Origin of the sequence: Caulobacter rhizosphaerae (assembly GCF_010977555.1) — a bacterium.
Taxonomy (GTDB): Bacteria; Pseudomonadota; Alphaproteobacteria; order Caulobacterales; family Caulobacteraceae; genus Caulobacter; species Caulobacter rhizosphaerae.
In genome coordinates this window covers 928,029-948,369 of sequence record NZ_CP048815.1, presented here as the reverse complement: position 1 = coordinate 948,369, position 20,341 = coordinate 928,029, and the positions used below count along the sequence as shown (strand labels likewise).

The following is a 20,341-nucleotide window of genomic DNA, read 5'->3' as shown; positions in this document are numbered from 1 at the left end:
GGCGCTGGAACAGTCCGTCGGGCTCGAGGGCGCCTTGGCGCAGTTCGCCGCCGCGCACGGCATTCGCTCCAAAGGGGCGCTGTGTCTGCCTCTCGTTGTGACTGATCACGCCCGTACCATGGGACTGCCGCTCGACCCGGCGCGTCTTCGCACGGACAAGGAAGGCCAGGTCCTGGGTCTCGGCAAGGGCAAGGTCCAGCAAATCCTCGCGCGCCATGGCATTGATCGGGTTCTAGCCGAGGAAGGCGGCCGCACGAGCCGCGGTTCGCTGGGCAAGATGAGCGCCTATGTGGCGTTCCTGAATGGCCAGGCGGAAACAGGCGCGCTCGATCTGGATGCGGCGGAAGCGTTCTGGATCGAGCGGGTGCGGGAATTTTTCGCGGCCAAGCCGTTCGTGTTGCGAGTGGACCCGACCCTTGGCTTGCGCACCACCTTCAGCCATCTCTTCGCCCAGGCTGAAGCGCGCCAGAAGGAAATGCAGGGGACCATGGTCGTTGGCACGATCATGCAGCACCTCGTCGGCGCCAGGCTCGAAGGCGTCTTCGAAGGCGTGGCCCACAACTCCGCCTCGACCAAGGACGAGGGCCAGCAGCGGCCTGGCGACTTTTCCATCGGGGACTTGGCGATCCACGTGTCGACCGCGCCGGGCGAGGCGCTGATCCGCAAATGCCAATCCAATCTCGCCGCGGGTCAGCGGCCGATCATCATTACGCGCGGGCGTGGCGTTAGCCTCGCTGTGGGCCTAGCGGAGAACGCCGGCATCGCCGAGCGGGTCGATGTCTTCGACGTCGAGCAGTGGCTGGCCGCCGATATTCTGGATCGCCAGGGACAGAGCGTTTCGTCTCGAAGCGCGGCGCTCGAGAGCTTATTGGAGCGCTACAACGCCATCGTCAGCGCTGTGGAGACCGATCCTTCTCTTCGTATTGAGATCGCCGCGCCGCGTTGAGGCCAGGCGCCGAGCCAAGCTCTCGGGACCCACATGGGTCGGCGCGATCGAACGGATCTGGCCGCGCAGGGTTTCGAGCAGGTCCTGGTCCAAGGCTATTCGGCGAGACCCTTGATCGGGGCCCGGGCCGCGCGGATCAGGGCGTCCATTTCCTGGTCGCTGATTGCGCGTAGCGCTTCAGCGGGATCGCTAAAGAACGCTACGGCCTCGCGCGTCGAATTCCCGGCCGTCCAGAATTGATAGCGCCAAGCTTTCGGTAAGGTCCTGTCGCTCGCCAGGGAAACCAGGAGAAACTTGATCAGCTCGGTCAGGACGACGTCCCTGCCGATCCGCGTGACGTAATGCTTACATAGGACGACACCGGCCAGATGGGCGCCGGCGTAGAGCAACAAATCGGCGCCGCCATCGGCCCCGTCGGGCATCAGGGCCACGCGGTCGTAAAATCCGTCAGGCGCGATCTCGGCCTCCAACAATGCGTGCGCCAGCAGTTCGAACTGGCGCGGCGACTGCAGGCCGAACGGAAGGTTCGGTGCTTGGGCGATAGCGTAGGCGCGAGGCACAACGCGCGCCCGTTCAGCGGCGATGTCCGGGGTCGTGAGGGGCGTTACAGGCCTGACCATGATCAAGCCTTACAGGTGGCTTGCAGGTCGTCCAAGAGCACGGCGAGCATAACAACTACAACGGTAACGCGTACGACGCCCGCGAAAACAAATCGCGCAGACCTGCGATCGCGTCGATCGATCTCAACCTTGCAGTTGGCGGATACGCCAAGCTCGAAGGCCTTGGTTTACGCCGCTCGGCGCACGGATGGGGTGAGGGCGACCGAAAGTGACGTGCCCAAATTGCAAGCTGAGCATTGGCGTGCGGTAGCGCGACACTGTAAGCATCGGTTGCATCATGGCTAAGAAGAAGCAGCAACAGAAGCGCGCGAAGCCAACGCCAAAGGGCGCCTACGAGGTCGCGCTCCAGGCTGATGCTGGCGGCTACGACTGGGGCTGGCCGGCCACGGAGATGGCGGCGGCCAATATGGAGCTCATCCGGCGGCTGAGCGTCGGTGGCTTTACGGGCTGCGGGTACGGGTTTTGGGGGCCGCAGGGACCGCCCTTCATTAGCTTGATGGGGACAAACCTCGCGGGCATGAAATCGGCGATGGCGTTGATCCGTGAATGGAGCGACGCCGTCGGCCCCAACGCGCTCCACCTTGAAATTCTGTTCGACGGACCCGGCTATGTGATCTCGCTGTCTCAGCAACCTGAGTTGCTGCGCTTGCGCCTCACAGGCCTTGATACGGCAAACCAGCCGACACTCCTATCAACGAGCATTTCTAAGCCTCTGGACACCCGTCAGCCGTTTCTCGAGAACCTTGCAGAGTATTCCAATGAGCCGATTGCGCCGATAATTCTTACTGTGGGTGAGCAGCCCGTCGCGCGCTCGGGCATGCCAATAAACACGATCAGATTTAGCCCCAACAGAGCTGATGCGATCATGTTGCCAGGCGTAAATATCTACCAACGACTAGAAGACCGACCGGCCTTTTCCATGGTGAGGGCGCATGAGGAAGGGCCGCCAGACATAAAGAGGGGCTTTCCAGAACCTGATCGATCGCCCGACGCCATGTCGCGCCAACGACAACGTCGCCTGAAGGCCGCCTTGCCCAAAACCCTGCATGTTCTGCGCCATCGCGAGGATGGGATAGCTTTGATCGACAAGGCCAAGGCGGCGGGCTGCGCGCCATGGCAGGCCGAACAAGCGATCTGCAATCTGCGCATACCGGATTTTTTGGCCTACAACCCGAATGGGAAGGTCAAGCGGCTGTCGATGCTCGACAGCATCAGGTCGGTGATCGTTGAACCGGCGTCAGCGCTGTTCAAGCCCGACACGATCGACATTGACGCCGTTGTTGAACAAGCCGCGCTCGACGCGGCCTTTCTTGTTCGCAGGCTAGACGAAGGCGCCAGGGTAGCGGGCGACTTGGCCGGCCTGAACGCACGGCTACAAGAGCTCGGCCATGGCTGAGCCGCTCGTCACAGTTCCCCTATCCGATCGTTTGCAGGTCTTTATCAGCTCGACGATCACCGAATGCGCCGCTGAGCGGGAAGCCGCCCGCCGGGCGATCCTTGGCCTAAACTTCACGCCCGTGCAGTTCGAGCGAGAAGGGGCGCGGGCCGAGGCGCCGCGCGCGTTCTACCTGCGCAAACTCCAGGGCGCCCACATCGTCGTCGCCATCTATCGAAACTCCTACGGGTGGGTCGATGAGCCTAAGGGCATGACGATCTCAGGGCTCGAGGACGAGTACCGGGAGGCCACGCGACTGGGCAAGGACGTCTTGGCCTACGTCCTCAAAACCGCGCCAGAACGAAATGTGCGGCTGACATCGATGCTGGATGAGCTGATGTCTGGCCCCAACACCCTCTACTTCTACGAAGAGGGCGAAGACCTTGAAGACCGCATTCGCGACGACATCACCGCCTTAGTTTCTGATCGGGTCGCTCGCTACCAGAGTGGGGGGTCTGTCGCCGGTTCAGCGGCGTCTCTGCTGGAAGGCATCTTTCGCGGCAGCCCCTTCAGGGTTCGCCGGACGGCGCTGCTGGACAAGTTGACCCAGGTTGCGATTTTGGGCCGGATTGTCTGGCTAACCGGGGTCGCCGGCGCCGGTAAAACCGCGCTCGCCGCCGAATGGGCCGCCGAGCGATCCGCGCCCTATGTCAACGCGCGAGGCCTCGATCCCCGCTCGACCCTCGTCGAGATCGCTAGCGCCCTGGGCGTCGCCGACGGCGCCGAGCTCGGCGTTCCGGTTTTCGAGGACGCGCGTGCGCTGCTGCTTTCGCGATGGAAGTCAGCCACGCAATGGCCGCTCGTCCTGGACGATCCCGACGACGTCAGCGTGATCTGGTCGGTGCTGGGCGAGTGTCTCGCGGCCAGCGGGGCCGGCTCGGTCGTCATTGTGGGCCGTGACATCGCGCCGGAATTTCCTGGTGAGCGCCTTGAGGTCAGCGCCTTCACGCTCGAAGAACTGGTGACGCTGCAGTCGATCGCTGGGGCGAGCGTTCCGGCAAAGGCCGGCGATCTGCCCATCGCCGTGCGAAGCGCGGCAGGCGGCTCCTCGCCGGTTCAAAGTTTCGAGGTGCTCGACGCCGGCACGCGTGAGCTCCTGGGCTATATGGCGCTTTCGCCCACGCCACTTGGGCTCTCCGACCTGACCTCGCTGGTCGGCGGCTCGGTAGGCGCTGCGACCGCCATCGCCGATAAGCTCGAACCGCTCGCTGACGTCCTGATCGAGACGCCCGCGGGCTATGCGTTCGTTCACGATCTCTACCGTGATGGCCTAATCACCCGTCTCGCTGAACACCCTCAGCTACGCGCGCTCTTTTTGGACCGTCTGGCCAAACAGCTTGCGCGGACGGGCCGTGCATGGGCGGCCTTCACGCTGCGGCGCGACGACGACCCCGAACTCGCCGAGCGACTGGCTAACCGATCCGTTCAAGAGGCGGCCTACACCGGTTCGACCCGGCACCTGATCGAGGCGCTGGAATTCTTGGCCGTCTACTACCGCGACCGCGCCGAGCACGGGCCGTTAATCTCGGTTTTGATGTCGCTGGCCGACACGAAGGCCCATCAAGGCCGCCCCAACGAGGCCCCAGCCCTACTTGATGAAGCCTTCTCCATCGCCAAGGCCATCGGCGACGCTGAGACCGAACGTGCGATCGACGTCTTGCAGGCGTCGATCATCCTGCGCCGTTCGCCCAGCGTGTCGGCCTTGGCTCGTATCCGCAAGTTGGCACAGGAAGCAAAAGACGAGGGGCGAGCGGAGGACCACGCCCGCTTGCTTATCGAAGAGGGGGTCGCGCTTCTCGGCGCCAATGAGGTCGAGGCCGCCGCGCCGGTGTTCCGGACCGCCCGCGAGATGTTCATCGATCAAAAGGACGCCTATGGCGTCGACATTGCGACCCGAAATCTGATCGGCGCATTGTCGATCTCGCCGAGCGGCGCGGCCGAGTCCGAACGCCTTCGGGCGACGCTCGCGGGCGAGCAGCGCTCGCCCCGCTATCGCGCCTGGCTTTGCAATCTTCTTGTCCCAAAGCTGCGCCGCGAGAAACGCTACGAAGAAGCCGAGACCATGGCCAATGAGGCCATCGCGATCGGGGAGGCCCTCGGAGACCAGTATCTCGTCGCCATCAACCAGACGGTGCTCGGTAACGTTCTGCGAGAGGCCGGCCGGATGGAAGACGCCATAGCCGCCTATAGAGCTTCGGGACAGAACGGGCAGAAAGTTGGGCGGCTCGATATCGAAGGTCGCAGCTCTCATCTTCTGGCGTTGACGGAGAACGAAGCGGCGGAGGGGGCCAGCGGCGCCGAGCGACGCGCTCACGCCGAACGCGCCGAACAGTACGCCATGCATGCCGTAGGTTTGTTCTCCGATAGCTTTGCCTGGTCAGAATATGGCTACGCCCTAGAGGAGCGCGGAGACTCTCGACGGTGGCAAGACCGTGTGCCCGAAGCGATCGACGACTACGCCAATGCCGTCGCCGCGTACTTGCGGGCTGATGACGAAGACGAAGCGCAGAGGCTGCTGCGCTTTTTGATGGCGCTGCTGGAAGACGTGGCCAACGCTCCCGAGGTGATCGCGCGCGCGTTTGGCGCGACGCTCGACACCAGTGCGCTTGGCCGAAGCGGCGTTTGGGCTGAAGCGCTCAGGGTCGCGCTTGAGCGGTGTCCTCGTTCGATCGCTCCTCACGTTCTGGGCGTTCTCGTTCGAAATTTCGACATCGGCGAGGACGACTGGTGGTTCGCAAACTTCACCCGATGCTTGCTCTCAGTGACCCAGGTCAAACGCCTGACGACCAGGCCTGCGTTGGGTTCGCTGCTGCTCCTGGCGGTCTTGGGCTTTGGAAAGCACCGGCAGTTTTCCTCGCAAGATCTCTTCACTCTCGCGGCGCTATGCATCGGCGATTTCGATCGGCTGATCTTTCGCCATCGCCCCGGTGATGACTTCATTCAGATCATTCACCTCGGCAAAGACGATCGGGTCCTCTTTACAATTCGAGACGAGGGCAAGCGCCCGGAGTCCATATTTGTCGCCCTCTGCATCGGCTCTTTCCTCGACGCCTTTGGCGACGAGCTAGCCGAGATCCTCTTTGGAGATGGCCTTCCCGAAGGAGCGGCTGTCGACGTCCTGGTCTTGGCCCAAGCCAATGACTCTGAAATTCTGTCGGAGTTTTTCGAAGAAGGGCTGAAGGACACCGCCGTCGGCACGGCGAGAATTGTTCCCGAAGGTGACGAAGAAACGCCGATCGTCATGATCGTCCGGCCCGATGCTCTGACGCAGCTGCAAGCCAACGAGGAGCACAGCTCGGAGCTGGAAACGATGCTGGGGCGCTTCCTGCAGGAGGTTGTCCACGCGACCTTGGGCAAGACGGTCGACGATGAGACCTACGGCTCCAAGCTGCGTGATCTGCTCATGCAGGTCTTTCGATGATTCCAAAGATGCGAACCACGAACCGGTTGCTGTGGAGCATGGCCGATGACGTTCGCCCGGCGCGCTTCGGACCGGCTTCCGCCCAGCCACAGATCAATGTCGGCGACCACGCGGCACATCTAGTTTCTGCATTAATGGGGCCGTGGATCGCGGCGTGGGTGCCGACTGGCTTGGAAGCTGTCGAAGGTGATATGCGGGATCTATGGCGGAGCAGGCTTTAGATCTCGAGGTGATAGCGGCGACGCTGCGGGCGAGCGGCGAATACCGCGTGCTACGCCGCCTTGCGCCCCGGTCGCCAACCGCGATTCCGGACGGCGTCATCACCCGTTTGGGTCTGTTCGTGGACGTCGAAACCACGGGCCTGGACTGGCGTCGCGACGAGATCATCGAATTGGCGATGATCCCATTCCGCTATGGGCTGGACGGGCGGATCTATGAGATTGGCGAGCCCTTCCAGGGCCTTCGCCAGCCGGCCGAACCAATCCCCGCCGAGATCACCGCCTTGACCGGCATCGACGACGCCATGGTCGCGGGCAAGACCATCGATTTGGACGCCGTGGCGGCCGTCGCCGCCCCGGCCGCCCTTGTCATCGCTCACAACGCTTCCTTCGATCGCCGCTTCCTCGAGCGGTTCAGCGAGGTCTTCCGCACCAAGCCCTGGGCTTGCTCGATGAGCCAGGTCGACTGGAGCGCGGAGGGACACGAGGGCGTCAAGCTTGCCTACCTGGCTGCGGGAGCGGGGTTCTTCTACGATAGCCACCGGGCGGTGAACGATTGCGCCGCGGCCATCGAGCTTCTGGCCCTCGACCTACCCAAGAGCGGTGTGCCTGCCCTGGCCTTGCTGTTGGAGCGTGCGCGAACACCGACTTGGCGGATCTGGGCCGAAAACTCGCCCTTCGCCATGAAGGACCGGCTCAAGGCGCGCGGCTATCGCTGGAACGGCGATGACAGCGTGCCGGCGCGCTGTTGGTATGTCGATGTCGCCGACGCCGACAAAGAAGCGGAGCTGACGTTCCTGCGGCAGGAAATCTATAGTGGTCAGATCGATCCCCTGACGCGACGGATCGATGCTTACGACCGGTTTTCAGAGCGATGCTGAGGGCCTGCGATTAGGCTGGATGGCGAGGGGGCGATGCGATTTTCAAGACGATCAGCGCTCGCCAATGGGCTGGCGATCGCGGCGTTGCCCGGAGCGTCCAGAGCCGGTCCGCTTTCGCGCCACTTGAGCAATCCCAGCGCATCAGCCGAAGCCCGCGCCCTCTATGACTTCCTCTGGCGGCTCTATGGCCGCAAGACGCTAACGGGCCAGCAGGAACTTGGCGTGGCCCGAGCAGGGCCGCGCGTCGAGCTCGACTACATCAAGCGCGTTACGGGCCGTGAGCCCGCACTTCTGGGTCTCGACTACATCGAGCCGCGCGACAACGGGGCGGTCAACGAGCGGGCGACGGCCTGGCATCGTTCGGGCGGGATCGTCACGCTATGCTGGCACTGGGGCGCGCCGGACATCGGCACGGGATACGAGAATTCGAAAAAGGCCTTCGACCTGGTCGCAGCTCTCCGCCCTGGTACGGCCCAGAGCGCCGCGCTTCACCGCGACCTGGCAACGATCGGTGATCTGCTGGCGGTGCTGCGCGACCGGCAGGTCCCGGTGCTCTGGCGGCCGCTGCACGAGTTCAGCGGCGATTGGTTCTGGTGGGGCAAGCATGGCCCTGAAGCCTTCAAGGCGCTTTGGGCTCTGATGTACGACGAATTCACCCATCGCCGCGGCCTCGACAATCTGATCTGGGTGCTGGGCTGGGCAGGTCAGAACGTAGATCCGGCGTGGTACCCGGGACGCGAGCAGGTCGACGTCGCGGGCGCCGACATCTACGTCGACGATCATGGCGATCTGGCCCCGATGTTCCAAGCGGTGAAGGCGATCGTCGGCGACACCGTGCCGATCTGCCTGCACGAAAACGGCCCCATTCCGGAGCCGTCGCTGCTCGGGCCTCAAGCCGATTGGCTGTGGTTCATGACTTGGCACACCCGTTGGCTGATGGATCCGGCTCAGAACGACCCTGCTCGCCTGAAGGCCTACTATGCGTCGGAGCGGTGCCCTTGGGAATAATGGCTAGGCGCTGGTCGCGCTTGTTGAGGTCGGACCACGGAACCGTCTCGCCCGCATGAGCTGCAAACCAGTCCAACGCTGCGGTGTGGTTTGCCGTGAGCGCGGTGCCATAATCCATCCAGTGCTTCTTTCCAGCCAAACCCCGTCGACAGGAGTCCTAGCGCCAAATGGCGGCTGATGCCCAACAACATCGGTCGCAGCAGGCTACGCGGCCTGCCCTATGACGGCAGGCCTAGCGGGCTCCGGGCGGGATCGCCGCCATTCCCGCCACCGCCCTTGATCCGCCCCTCCGGCGGCTTCTCCGACGGTCCCGGCGCTTTCGGGTCCCGGTCCCCATCCTATGGATCATGCTGCGGCCTGGACCTGGTCCAGCGACGCCGCGGCGACGATCGATCTGAAATTCTCCAAGATCTCGGCGTGTCTGGTGGCGAGAAACCGCTCGACCTCTGACTTCGAAAGCAGCCGCTCCAGGAAGCCGGCGGCGATGACCAGGAGCAGCATGTCATCGCCGTATGAGGCTTCGAGCTCCTTATAGTCGTGGCCGCCGGCCGCCATCTCGCGCTCCAACCGCGCCATCTGCTCGGTGTTCAGGCCCGTGGCCTTTTTCAGGTCTTCGGGGTGATGGAGGTCCGGGGGCTTGGTCATCGCCAGCAGCGCCTTGGCGTAGTTGGCGCTGTAGTTGTTGGCCGAGACCATCAGCTCGGCGGCTTCGAGCTGACGGATCGGTTTCATTTTTCGCAGCTTCTGGAAGGCGTGCATGCCGACCGGCTTGTCCTTCAAGAGCTCGGCGACATCGGCGCTGATGCCATTGAGCAGGTGGCGCCGCGCGCGGATCACGCCGACATCGACGTTCAACGCCCGGGCCAGCTTTTCCTCGGAGACGCCACGCTCAAGCGCGCGGACAATCATGTAGTGCTCTTGGATCGTCGCCAGCCGATTGACCCGCTTGTTGTAGGTGAACCCTTCATCATCGGAGGCGATCAGACAGCGGGCCTGGCTCGAACCCTGATCGCGCATGGCGCTGAAGCGCACGTGGCCGTCCAGCAGGAGATAGGGGCCGCCGCTTTTGGGCCGGGAGACGACGAGCGGCTCGACCAGGCCCAACTGCGCCACCGACGCGGCGATCCGGCGGTACTTCGCGGATTCCTTGACCGCCGGCGGCAGCATTTTCGACGGCAGGATGTCGTTGAGCGACAAGATCACGATCTGCTTTTCGAAGGAGATCTTCACCTCGTCTCGCATCGTCAGCCCCGATCGTAGCCGATGCGCTCAGCCAGCGCGCTGGGCACCGAACCGACGCCCTCGGCCCTCATCAAGGCGACGAAGTGGTCGTCGGCGAGGAGGCGCTTCAGCGCATTGGTGACGAACATCAACCGGCTCTGGGTCAGTGAGGCGCGCTTGACGAGCTGCTGCTGTCGTTCGGTTTCGCGCTGATAGGCGCGGATCAACGCCTCGGACGTCACCCGCCCCTTCGTTCGATGGGGACTTGAGCGGTGATGCAAGCCTTTGCCGCTGGCGTTGCGCTGCTCGATGATCTGCCGGATCGCCAACACCTGGTTGCCGGGGATCGCCTTTTCCTCATAGGCCTTGGCAAGAGCCTGCTGCACCTCGCCCTCCTTGGCCTTGGCGATCTCCATGGCGATGGTGTGGGGGATGACGCCGCGCTCGACGGCGTTGATCAGCTTTTCCTCGCCGTTCTCCAGGAGGTAGCAGATCGCGTAGACGTACTCGGGGCTGAAATCGACCTTGCCGGCGATCTCCTGATAGCTGTAGCCGCGCTCGCGCAACGCGCCGATCGAGCGGACGAGCTCCAGCGGTGTATGCTGTCGGCGCGCCAGGTTTTCGACCAAGCTCATTACGAAGCAGTCGTCCTCGCTGGCTTCGATGATGATGGCCGGGATCTCAGGTTGGCCCAGCGCCATAAAGGCTTCCAGCCGCCCTTGCCCGCAAACCAGGTCGTAGCGCTGCTTGCCGGGCCGCTGACTGACTGTGATCGGCTTCTTGAGGCCAAGATGGGCGATGCTGGTGACCAACTCCTGGAAGATCCGGCGATTGCGGACCCTGGGATTGATGACGGTGATGGCGTCGACCGCGACCATCCGGACTTCGGGGGCTTGGGTCATGCCGCACGCAACGCTGTACGCCGTGTGAGATCGACGAAACCGTCGAGGTCATCAAAGCGGTAGGCGTCCAGGCCGATGTGGTTGTCCGGCGCCAGCTTGAGGTTCGCCGCGGCGCCGACGTCGATCCAGGGCAGCAGATAGTAGTCGCGCACCGCGGCGTTGTCGGATGTCATCCTGGCGGCGATGGTGATGTCCGGCCGCAGCCCCTGATCCAGGCGAACCTTCCAACGCAGACTCCCGGCCGGCGTCTGGTGGCAACGCACGATCACCAGCGATGCAGTGAACTCATCGTTGATCTGCAGCAGGTCGGTGTGCGGATCGCGCTCGACGCTGGCGCCCGCGCCTCGAATGTCCGCGATGACGCCGGCGACGACGTCTGGATGAAGCTCCCGCAGCGCACGGTTGGTCTCGATGTATCGATAGTCCCGCGCTGGCGAGAAGCCGACCAGCTGGTAGGCCCGTAGTAAGCTCCCGAACCGATGCCGGAACGTCGAGCTCGACGGCATGTCCTCGATCTCGTCGATCACCAGACCCGAGAGCCAGCCTCGCTGGCTGAGCAAGGACGAAAGCCGCTCAAGAAGCTGTTCGTCGGTGAACCGCCGGCTGCGATCGAAGATGATCCGCTGCGCCGCCTCGAAGAAATCCAGCTCGACGATGCCCTCGAAGGCGCCGTCGGCGCGCACCCACATGTCCGGATCGTTGGTGACGCGTTTGGCCTTCAGCTTGAAAGAGACGCGATTGTAGACGTTGTTGCCGATGTACTTCTCGTTGGTCAGGATCTGGTGGACGACGCCTCGCGTCCACGGCCGGCCGAGGTCGGTGACCAGGCCTTCGGCGTTGAGCTGAGCGGCAATCTCCGTCTCCGAGCGCCGCTGCACGACGAACATCCGATAGAGGCGGCGCACGACCTCGACCTCTTCCGGCGGGCCGGGTCGCAGGACGACTCGATCGGTCTGCAGGCTCTTTTGTTCACCGCGACCGAGCTCGGCCTTGGGCGCGCGATGCTCGTCGACCAGTTGGCGCCGCAACCCATATCCCGCATGGCCGCCTTGCCGGAACCCGAGCGTTATCAGGCGGCATTGCCCGGTGAAAACCTTGACCGACAGCTCGCGGCTGTACTCGCCAGCCATCGCCCGCTTCATGCTCTTGATGATCGTCGAGCTTAGGCTGCCGTCGTTTTCGAACTGCTCCGCGCAATAGTGGAGAGCAATGCCCGCCTCACGGCAGACGTACTCGTAAAAGCCGCTCTCGTCCGCGTCCTGAAAGCGCCCCCAGCGGCTGATGTCGTAGACCAGGATCGCGCTGTAATCGGCTTTGCCTGCCCGCACATCGGCGATCAGCGCCTGCAGCGCTTGGCGACCATCCAGGCGCAGTCCGCTCTTGCCAGCGTCAGCATAGGTTCGAACAATCTCAAATCCTCGCTGCTCAGCGTACTTGGCTATGACGTCGGCCTGGTTCTCCGTCGAGTATTTCTGATGCTCGGTCGACATGCGCACGTACTGCGCCGCGCGGACTATTTTGCGGTCAGATCCGACATCTGTTGCTGGGTTCGCCACGATCATCGTCAACGCCGATTGCTGCCGGACATGGGGCCGTAAGTCTCATGGCGTCGAGGTTAGACGAGGGATTTAGGAATGTCTTTTCCCAAGAACGACCGAAATTTTCGGTCAGAATCCGGAAAAACTTTTCACGTCGAAAGCGTCGTGGACGGCCCGCCATTCAGCGATGCGATCGCCGCGGCCATGCTGGTCGAATGGGGGCAAACCCCTTCGGCGCTTAAGGAAATCGGCCGCATCACTCGCACCAACGAGCGGACGGTGCGCAACTGGATCGATGGCCGAAACGGCCCCAGCGGCGAGAACCTCGTGGCCCTGATGCGCTGCTCCGACGAAGTGCTGACTACGGTGCTGGCGCTTTGCGGGCGGCATGATCTCGTGCCAGCCTCCAGCATCATGAGCCTGCGGCCGGCCCTGGTGCGCGCGGTCAACGCCATCGATCGCTGCCAGGGGCGCGGGTAACCGGGCAAAGTCTAGATGCGCGGCCGCAGCGGCCGGCGTGTCAGTCGGGTTTGCGATAGCTCCACTGGCCGGTCCGCGGGTCGCGCATCGGCACCGAGCCGATAGGCGCGGTCAGTCTTTCCTTTGAAAGCCTGATCAGGACGCTGTAGCCGCCCACCTTGCGGGCGGCGGCGGCGACGCGGTTTTGATCCCGGGTTGTGGTCAGCACGGCCATGGGCGGTCCAGATCAGGTCAGCTCGGATTCTAGCCTAGCCTTTGGCAGGCTTCGCCGCCATCGATCGCGGCCACGGCCGGATCTAGCGTCGCCGTTTTGACGGCGTTTTGACGGCGTAGCGTCGCTGTCATGCCGACGGCGCGTAGACGATTACACGACGTCGACATTACGTAGACGCATGTAAACAACAAGTCTTTGTAATCGCCGATATTTTTGCCGCCCTAAGGTCGTCGGGTCAAGATCCGCGGACGGCCTTAAGTTGGATTGCGCGCTCCAGGGTCAGTCTTAAGTTGGGACCGCCAAGTTGGCAAAAATAGCCAATTGAGGGATTTCAACGCCTTAGCCGGCCAGCGTTAAGTTGGCCCCATATATGTGTCGTGTGTCGTTGCAACTTAAGACGTACCCATTTGCAACTTAAGACCGTCGATAATGCGAGGCGGTCGCAGGTGGTGGTCGCTGACCTCAAAGACCAAGTTTCAAGTTTTGACCGTCTTTGACTGAGGCTGTGTGAAAACGCGGAGCTGCACCCTTTCACGAAAGAATGCTTTTTTGCCCCGATCCGCCGCCGTGACTGTCGGCGACAGCCCGGTCTGACCCCTCTCTGACATTGGATGAGCTCGCACCTGGGCGATAGCTGAATGGTAACGAACGTACTGAGGCGAGTGCAACGATGAGTTTGGCTGGAAGGTGATGCTGACGTGACCCCCGTTTCTCATCCAGCGATAACGAGAGTCCTGGGTTGATTTGAGCCTTGGTGTTGGTGGGTGGCAAGAGGCCGGTGCGCGGAGCTATCAGCCTGCGCAGCGTGCCGGCCGGTCTCTCCGCAGAAGGCGCTGGCGTACTCCCTGGGTGTCATCCAGCCGAGCTTGGAGTGGGGCCGGCGCTCGTTGTAGTCGCGCCGCCAGGTCTCCAGCACGGCGCGGGCGTGCGGCAGTGACCGGAACAGGGTCTCGTTCAGCAGCTCGTCGCGCAGCCGACCGTTGAAGCTCTCGTTGTAACCGTTCTGCTGGGGCTTGCCGGGTGCGATGTAGTGCCAGCCCACGCCGTTGTCGTCAGTCCAGGCCAGGATGGCGTTGGAGGTGTATTCGGTCCCATTGTCGCTGACGATGGTCTCGGGCCGCCGGCCACGCTGGGAGATGATGGCGTCCAGTTCGCGCGCCACCCGCCGGCCCGACAGCGAGGTGTCGGCCACCAGGGCCAGGCACTCGCGCGTGCAGTTGTCGATCACCGTCAGGATTCGGAAGCGGCGGCCGTCGGTCATCTGGTCGGACACGAAGTCCAGGCTCCAGCGCTGGTTGGGCGCCAGCGGGACCTCCAGGGGCCGCCGCGTGCCGACCGCCCGCTTGCGTCCGCCGCGCCGGCGCACGGTCAGCTTCTCCTCGCGATAAAGCCGCTGGACCCGCTTCTTGTTGACCGCGTGCCCCTCGCGCCGGAGCAGCACGTGCAGCCGGCGGTAGCCGAACCGGCGGCGTTCCTGGGCCAGGGCCTTGAGCCGCTCGCGCAGGGCGCCGTCGTCGGGCCGCGTGGCGGCATAGCGCACGCTGCTGCGATCCACGCCCAGAACCCGGCACGCCCGCCGCTCGCTCATCTCGTAGGCCGACTGCAGATAGCTAGCAGCCTCCCGATGCGCCGCGGGCGTCACCACTTTTTTCCCAGCAGATCCTTCAGCGCGACATTGTCGAGCATCGCGTCCGCCAGCATCCGCTTGAGCTTGGCGTTCTCGTCTTCCAGGGCCTTCAGCCGCCGCGCCTCCGACACGTCCATCCGACAACTAGCTTCCCGCGATGCTCGCCCGGAGCGCGAGCAGATCCTGGCGCTGGCCGAGATGGCCGAAGTCGCGTCGACGGAGACGCGTCGCGCGCTGGACTGGCTCGTTCAAGAGCGACTGATCCTGGGGGGGGATGATCTGCGCTGCCCTCACCAGCGCTTTGCCGCAGTCGTCCTGGGCAAAATCATCGAGGGCCAGGACGCAACCGGCCGAAACCTGGTCGGGCGACTCCTGGAAGCGGTCCTCGCGGACCCCGCCATGCCGCTAGCGGGGCTCTACGTCCTGCTACAGGAGCTTGGGCGCGCCGGTCACTACGGGCAGTGGACCACGTTGTTGCCGTCGGGTGCGTTACAGCCGGCTCTCGACCGCGCCTGGTCCGCGGACACATCGGAATTGCGTGGCGAGGCGAGCTACCTGCTGACCCAGGCCGAACCCTACCTAGCGTACTCCGGGGGCGACAAGCGGCGTGTGTCAGACATCAACTGGATCCGCTGAGCTTCATTCGCCTCGAGGCGAACCGTTAGCTCTTCACCATCACGGTTGACTTTATGATGCAGCTCCAGCGCGGCACCGTGTTGCGCTGCAATCTTCACAATTTCCCGCGCAGTCCTTGATCCGGCGTTTCGACTGGTCAGCGAGCTGGGGTCTTGCTTGGACTTCTCCAGTGCTCGCCTGATCGATGTCACAAGCTTTCCAATGGCACTCGCGGCTCCAAGATAATCGATCGCCGCTTTGGCATACGGCGAGCCTTTCAGGAGACTGTCGGCAATCAGAACGAACAGGGAGCCGGTGCGGATTTCGACAATGGCCAATTCGCGCCCACGATTGATCCTCGAATATTCCGCGCCAAGAGCCGTTATCAGGCTCGCAAGTTCCAGAGCCGTGACCAGTTCCGGCGTGCGGAAGGCCAATAAAGCCTCCCCTTGACCAACTTCAGCGCCCCAGCCGTCAATGCTCGCCATAATGGGCTCCCCGCCGAAAAGCTCTACCTAAAGCACAGAGGGCGGCAGGCAAGCTCGAACAAGAATGTAGGAGGCCCTTCCCTCGATCATATGTCCCTTTTTGACGTACCAAGAGCATATGGTTGTAGACGGTTTGATCAGGGTCATCGTTAGATGGGCCAAACACGTTGAGGGACGGCGTTAGGTTGTCTGGGTCAATTGGTGATTTTCGCACGCCTAACTAGATTCAAGCGCTTAGCCGGGTGTCGCTAGACGGCGCCGATAGCCTGGGCTTGTCTCCCAGATTGATCGCCCTCATGCGGACTGTTAACTGACCCTGCGGGGGGGGCTCTCATGCGCAAAGCCGATGCGGGCGCGATGCTCTTGCTCTGCGCGACAATGATGGCTTGGACGGCCTCACAGGCCGAGGCGCCTCGCGCTCTGTCGGTGGATACGGCGGACCAGTCGCTTGTCACGGCGCTCACCGACGTCGCCCGGCGCTCGGGACGCGAACTGGTTATGGCGGACGCCGCTCAGGCTTCCGGCGCCGCCCCACGTCTGAAAGGCCGCTACACCCCCGAACAGGCCCTTCAGTTGCTGCTGGCGGGATCTGGCCTCGCCTACCGGCGCACCGCGGACGGCGCCTATATCATCTATCCCGCCCCGCCTCTGGCGCCGTCCGAGCCGGACAATCCGGTGTCCCTGCCCGAACTGCTGGTCACGGCCCGCTCTCAGAACAGCGACATCCCTCGCACCCAGGACGACATCCAGCCCTACAAGGTCTGGACGTCCCGCGACCTGGCCACATCGCACGTCGACACCCTGGACGACTTCTTTCGAGAACGCCTGTCCAGCAACGCTCAGCCCCGCGCGGCGATCCAGGATCCCGTCAACCAGAACGGCAGCAGCCGATCAGAGATCGACATGCGTGGCATGGGGTCCAGCCAGACCCTGGTGCTGATCGACGGTCGGCGCTTGCCGAGCCTGCCTTCCATCGACAACGCCTTCCTGCAGTCCGATATCAGCGGCGTGCCGCTGTCGGCGATCGACCGTATCGAGGTGCTGACCGCAACGTCCGGCGGCGTGTACGGCGCGGGCGCGGTGGCGGGCGCCGTCAATATCGTCCTGAAGCGAGACTACCGGGGCGCGGACCTGGCGGTCACCTATGGCGACACATCCCGCTTCGATGCTGCGACCAAGCGGGTGGACGGACGGATCGGCTTCACGCCGGACGGCGGGCGGACCGACGTCATGGTCGCCTTCAGCGATTTCCGCGGCGCCGATCTGCGGGTCGGCGAACGTGACTATCCCGCCAAGGCCCGGGCCCGGCGCTATGCGAACGACCGCAAGTCCTTTCTGGCCGACAGCCCAGGGCTCTCGGCGGCCGATGTGGCGAAGATCGATCTGCAATTCGCGCCCGGCCTGATCACCCCATGGGCCAACCTCGTCACACGCGAAAGCTCCTCATCCGCCCTGCTCAGCGTCCGCCACCGGTTCGGCCCGTCGGTGGAGGCCTATCTCGACGGGCTGGCGTTGCGTAGCGAGGGTCGCTCATACACCCCCGCGGGGCGCTATATCGGCGTCCCTGTGAGCGCCCTGGCCAACGGCTACTCGACGCTGGACCAAGCGGTGGAGCAGCGAAGCCGGACGGCGACGACACGGACCACCGCCGGCCTGATCATCGACCTGCCGGCCGCCTGGAAACTCAACGCCGACTATACGGCGGGCGAGGCCGAAGTCCGCGGTTCAGCGAACTACCACGATCAACCCGGCAGCTTTGGCTCGTACGTCCAATCCAACAGCTTCCGCGTCATCTCCGCCAGGCTCGCGGGATCGGTGGCGGACCTGCCCGGTGGTCCGCTGACCCTGTCGCTGCTGGCCGAGGATCGCCGCGAGCACGTTCCAGCCGCCACGGTCAAGGACTACAACCTGTTCTTCTGGGACGGCATGCCGTACGGCGTGACCCAGACCCTCCGGTCCTACTACGCCGAGGCGCGCGCGCCGCTGATCCCGCGAGACGATGGGCCGCGACTATTGTCTGGCCTGGAACTGCAGTTGGCGGTGCGCCACGAGGCGATGCGGGCGGTCCTGCCCGCCAATCGCGACGACCTGCTGTTCGCCAACGACGATCCGGTCGACGACCACCAGACAGCGCCGGTCTACACCCTGGGCCTTCGGGTGTTCCCGATGCCTGACGTGATGCTGCGCGCCAGCCTGGCGACGGGCGTCGTTCCGCCGGCGATCGCTCAGCTGGCCCGCGCCACCATGCGATACTCTGCGAGCGAAGGTACGGGGGGCGTGGCGTGGAACTACCAGTTCGGCGTTCATTCCAGCGACCCCAAGCGGCGCGGCGCCTTGATCGGTTCCGAGCAGCCGCTGCTCGCCACCTTCGGCGGATCACCGACCGCCGAACGGGCGCGTAGCGTCTCGGTCGGTCTGGTGGCGACGCCCCGGGCCGCGCCGGGCCTGCGGTTCTCGATCGACTATACGCGGATCGTAAAAACCCGCGAACCCGTCATCATCTCCGGCGGCGGCGCCCAATATTTCTTGGACCATGAGGCTCTCTATCCCGAGCGCGTGATCCGCGCGCCCCTGACCGACGCCGACCGGGCCAGAGGCTACACCGCAGGGGTGGTCACCAGCCTCGACACGAGCGCCTTCAGCATCGGCGAGACGATCAGCGAAGCGGTGGATTTCCAGTTCGACTATCGCATCGCCACCCGAAAGGCCGGCGATCTGCGGTTCTCGAGTTCGGTGACATGGCAGCCCCTCCTGAGACGCCATGTGGAGCCTTACAACGAGACGCTCAACGCGGTGGGAGACGATCTGGAGCCCTTGGCGTGGCGCGGGACGGCGAGTGCGGAATGGTCCCGCGGCCCATGGCTGCTGGGCCTCGCCGCCGATTTCTACGATCACTACCGCGTGGCGCGGTTGGGAGAAGCAAAGTTCCGCGCCGATCAGTGGATACGCTTCCAGGGCTCGGACCGGATCGCCAGCCAGATCTATTTCGACCTGGTCGGCGCCTATCGCTTCGACCGGCCGCCGATGGCGCTGGCCCGCTCGATGGAGGTCCGCTTCGGCGTCCGCAACGTGCTGGACCGCGACGCCCCGGTGGTCGCCAACGAATACGGCATGGGCTACAGCCCCTTCGCCGATCCTCGCGGTCGCCGCTTCGACCTGACCCTGCTCAGCCGCTTCTAGGCGCGTGAGGGTTCGCCGATAGCCTGCGTTCCCCCTCCTAGGCGCGGTGGTTCCGCGCGATCCTGGAGGACAGCAGGTGTTCAAGCTCGCTCCGGTCGCCCTGGCGGCCCTAATCCTATCGGCCTCGGCCCTGGCCTCCCCGGCCCAGGCGCAGGTCAAACCCTTCCCTGCCGACTTCAAGGTCCAGGACATCGCCACCAATGGCGCGAAGATCCACGTCCGCGTCGGCGGCAAGGGTCCGGCCGTCGTGCTTCTGCACGGCTATGGCGAGACCGGCGACATGTGGGAGCCGATGGCGGTCGAGCTCGCCAAGACTCACACCGTGATCGTGCCCGATCTCCGGGGCCTGGGCCTGTCGTCGAAGCCGGCCTCCGGCGGCTACGACAAGAAGAACCAGGGCCAGGACGTCGCCGGCGTTCTTGACGCGCTGAAGGTCGGCCAGGTCGACCTCGTCACCCACGATATCGGCAACATGGTCGGCTACGCCTTCGCCGCCGAACACCGCGACCGCGTCCGCCGCTTCGTGCTGATCGACGCGCCGCTGCCCGGCGTCGGTCCCTGGGAGGAGATCCTCAAGAACCCTCTGCTGTGGCACTTCCGCTTCGGCGGACCGGACATGGAGCGCCTGGTCGCCGGCCGCGAGCGCATCTATCTGGACCGTTTCTGGAACGAGTTCTCGGCCACGCCCGCCCGCTTCACCGAGGCCTCGCGCGAGCACTACGCCAAGCTCTACGCCCTGCCCGGCGCCATGCATGGCGGCTTCTCGCAGTTCGCCGCCTTCGACCAGGACGCGATCGACAACAAGGCCTTCATCGCCGAGGGCAAGCTGACCATGCCGGTGCTGGCCATGGGCGGCGAAAAGTCGTTCGGGCCGATGATGGCCACGGTGATGCGCTTCGCCGCCACCAACGTCACCGAAGGCGTGGTCCCCGACTCCGGCCACTGGATCATGGAAGAAAACCCCAAGGCCACGGTGGCGATGGTCCGCGACTTCCTGGAGGCCAAGCCGTGAGCCGCCGCCTTGCTCTCGCCGCAGCCGTCCTGCTGGTCCTTTCCGGCGCCGCCTCGGATCGCCAGCTGCGCCTGACCCCGCCGGAGATCGCCGCCTTAACGCAGGGCGGCGCGACCGCCGGCACCTCGGGCGTCACCGGCATCCGCACGACCGTCCTCTACGGCGACCCGACCAAGGCCGGCCCCTATACGATCGCGCTGTGGGCGCCGCCCAACATGCGGATCGCCGCCCACAGCCACCGGGACAACCGCACCGCCGTGGTCGTCTCGGGCGTCTGGCGCTTCGGCTATGGCCGCAAGGCCGACGGGGCGCTGGTCAAGATCCTGCCGCCGGGCAGCTTCTACAGCGAGCCGGCAGGAGTCGATCACTTCGCCATGACCGGCCCTGAAGGTGCCAGCGTCTACATCTCAGGCTTTGGCCCCACCAGCACGGATTATGTCGAGGCGGCCAACGCGCCCAAGCCCTGATCCGTACCCGACCCGACGGCAACAGAGCGGGAGCAAGGCGGCTGGCCTTGCTCCCTTTTTTCGGTCGC

At 64.3% G+C, this 20,341-nt stretch carries 16 protein-coding genes and 1 pseudogene; 10 read left to right on the top strand and 7 right to left on the bottom strand.

The window, feature by feature from the left end; translation table 11 throughout:
- Positions 1-34 precede the first annotated feature (34 nt).
- Complete coding sequence (locus G3M57_RS04355; RefSeq protein WP_163228983.1) at positions 35-946, top strand: DUF4928 family protein; 912 nt, start codon at positions 35-37, stop codon at positions 944-946.
- A 95-nt stretch (positions 947-1,041) separates the two neighbouring features.
- Here G3M57_RS04355 and G3M57_RS04350 read toward each other — a convergent pair whose 3' ends face one another.
- Positions 1,042-1,566 carry a restriction endonuclease gene (locus G3M57_RS04350; RefSeq protein ID WP_188916202.1) on the bottom strand — a complete coding sequence of 175 codons (525 nt, stop codon included), beginning with the start codon at positions 1,564-1,566 and terminating at the stop codon, positions 1,042-1,044.
- A gap of 277 nt (positions 1,567-1,843) precedes the next feature.
- On the opposite strand from G3M57_RS04350, the gene G3M57_RS04345 reads away from it, so the two are divergent.
- From G3M57_RS04345 to G3M57_RS04330, 4 genes are all read left to right on the top strand, one after another.
- The gene (locus G3M57_RS04345) at positions 1,844-2,962 is read left to right on the top strand and encodes a hypothetical protein (RefSeq protein WP_163228979.1); all 1,119 of its coding nucleotides are present in this window, start codon (positions 1,844-1,846) and stop codon (positions 2,960-2,962) included.
- Entirely contained in the window at positions 2,955-6,422 is a 3,468-nt protein-coding gene (locus G3M57_RS04340; protein WP_163228977.1) for a DUF4062 domain-containing protein, read from the top strand. The genes G3M57_RS04345 and G3M57_RS04340 overlap by 8 nt, the downstream gene beginning before the upstream one ends.
- Before the next feature lie 202 nt (positions 6,423-6,624).
- Positions 6,625-7,521 (top strand): 3'-5' exonuclease, encoded by an 897-nt coding sequence (locus tag G3M57_RS04335; RefSeq protein ID WP_163228975.1) that lies wholly within the window; start codon positions 6,625-6,627, stop codon positions 7,519-7,521.
- Positions 7,522-7,554: 33 nt separating this feature from the next.
- Positions 7,555-8,529, top strand: coding sequence for a glycosyl hydrolase (locus tag G3M57_RS04330; RefSeq protein ID WP_244322606.1), 975 nt, complete (start codon positions 7,555-7,557; stop codon positions 8,527-8,529).
- A 345-nt stretch (positions 8,530-8,874) separates the two neighbouring features.
- Here the strand turns inward: G3M57_RS04330 and G3M57_RS04325 are convergent, their stop codons facing one another.
- From G3M57_RS04325 to G3M57_RS04315, 3 genes are all read right to left on the bottom strand, one after another.
- Entirely contained in the window at positions 8,875-9,696 is an 822-nt protein-coding gene (locus G3M57_RS04325; protein ID WP_244322604.1) for a plasmid partitioning protein RepB C-terminal domain-containing protein, read from the bottom strand.
- A 77-nt stretch (positions 9,697-9,773) separates the two neighbouring features.
- Positions 9,774-10,628 carry a plasmid partitioning protein RepB C-terminal domain-containing protein gene (locus G3M57_RS04320; protein WP_230983818.1) on the bottom strand — a complete coding sequence of 285 codons (855 nt, stop codon included), beginning with the start codon at positions 10,626-10,628 and terminating at the stop codon, positions 9,774-9,776.
- Positions 10,629-10,648: 20 nt separating this feature from the next.
- Complete coding sequence (locus G3M57_RS04315) at positions 10,649-12,214, bottom strand: recombinase family protein (RefSeq protein ID WP_163228969.1); 1,566 nt, start codon at positions 12,212-12,214, stop codon at positions 10,649-10,651.
- A gap of 72 nt (positions 12,215-12,286) precedes the next feature.
- On the opposite strand from G3M57_RS04315, the gene G3M57_RS04310 reads away from it, so the two are divergent.
- Entirely contained in the window at positions 12,287-12,670 is a 384-nt protein-coding gene (locus tag G3M57_RS04310; RefSeq protein WP_163228967.1) for a hypothetical protein, read from the top strand.
- Between the two features lie 40 nt (positions 12,671-12,710).
- Here the strand turns inward: G3M57_RS04310 and G3M57_RS04305 are convergent, their stop codons facing one another.
- Together G3M57_RS04305 and G3M57_RS04300 are read right to left on the bottom strand one after the other, a co-directional pair.
- Complete coding sequence (locus G3M57_RS04305; RefSeq protein ID WP_163228965.1) at positions 12,711-12,884, bottom strand: hypothetical protein; 174 nt, start codon at positions 12,882-12,884, stop codon at positions 12,711-12,713.
- A 712-nt stretch (positions 12,885-13,596) separates the two neighbouring features.
- A pseudogene (locus tag G3M57_RS04300) lies at positions 13,597-14,648 on the bottom strand (IS3 family transposase); the annotation flags it as partial.
- Positions 14,649-14,709: 61 nt separating this feature from the next.
- Between G3M57_RS04300 and G3M57_RS04295 the strand changes: the two are divergent.
- A complete protein-coding gene (locus G3M57_RS04295) occupies positions 14,710-15,147 on the top strand; it encodes a hypothetical protein (protein WP_163228963.1) in 438 nt (145 codons plus the stop codon).
- Here the strand turns inward: G3M57_RS04295 and G3M57_RS04290 are convergent.
- Positions 15,087-15,614: a hypothetical protein gene (locus G3M57_RS04290; protein WP_163228961.1), complete on the bottom strand. Its 528-nt coding sequence runs from the start codon at positions 15,612-15,614 to the stop codon at positions 15,087-15,089. The genes G3M57_RS04295 and G3M57_RS04290 overlap by 61 nt on opposite strands.
- A gap of 498 nt (positions 15,615-16,112) precedes the next feature.
- Here G3M57_RS04290 and G3M57_RS04285 point away from each other — a divergent pair, with 498 nt between their 5' ends.
- The 3 genes from G3M57_RS04285 (at position 16,113) to G3M57_RS04275 (ending at position 20,273) form a co-directional block, all read left to right on the top strand.
- A complete protein-coding gene (locus tag G3M57_RS04285) occupies positions 16,113-18,794 on the top strand; it encodes a TonB-dependent receptor (RefSeq protein WP_163228958.1) in 2,682 nt (893 codons plus the stop codon).
- Positions 18,795-18,870: 76 nt separating this feature from the next.
- Positions 18,871-19,806: an alpha/beta fold hydrolase gene (locus G3M57_RS04280; protein WP_208789653.1), complete on the top strand. Its 936-nt coding sequence runs from the start codon at positions 18,871-18,873 to the stop codon at positions 19,804-19,806.
- Entirely contained in the window at positions 19,803-20,273 is a 471-nt protein-coding gene (locus G3M57_RS04275) for a cupin domain-containing protein (RefSeq protein ID WP_163228956.1), read from the top strand. Before G3M57_RS04280 ends, G3M57_RS04275 begins: the two co-directional genes overlap by 4 nt.
- The last annotated feature ends 68 nt before the right edge of the window (positions 20,274-20,341 follow it).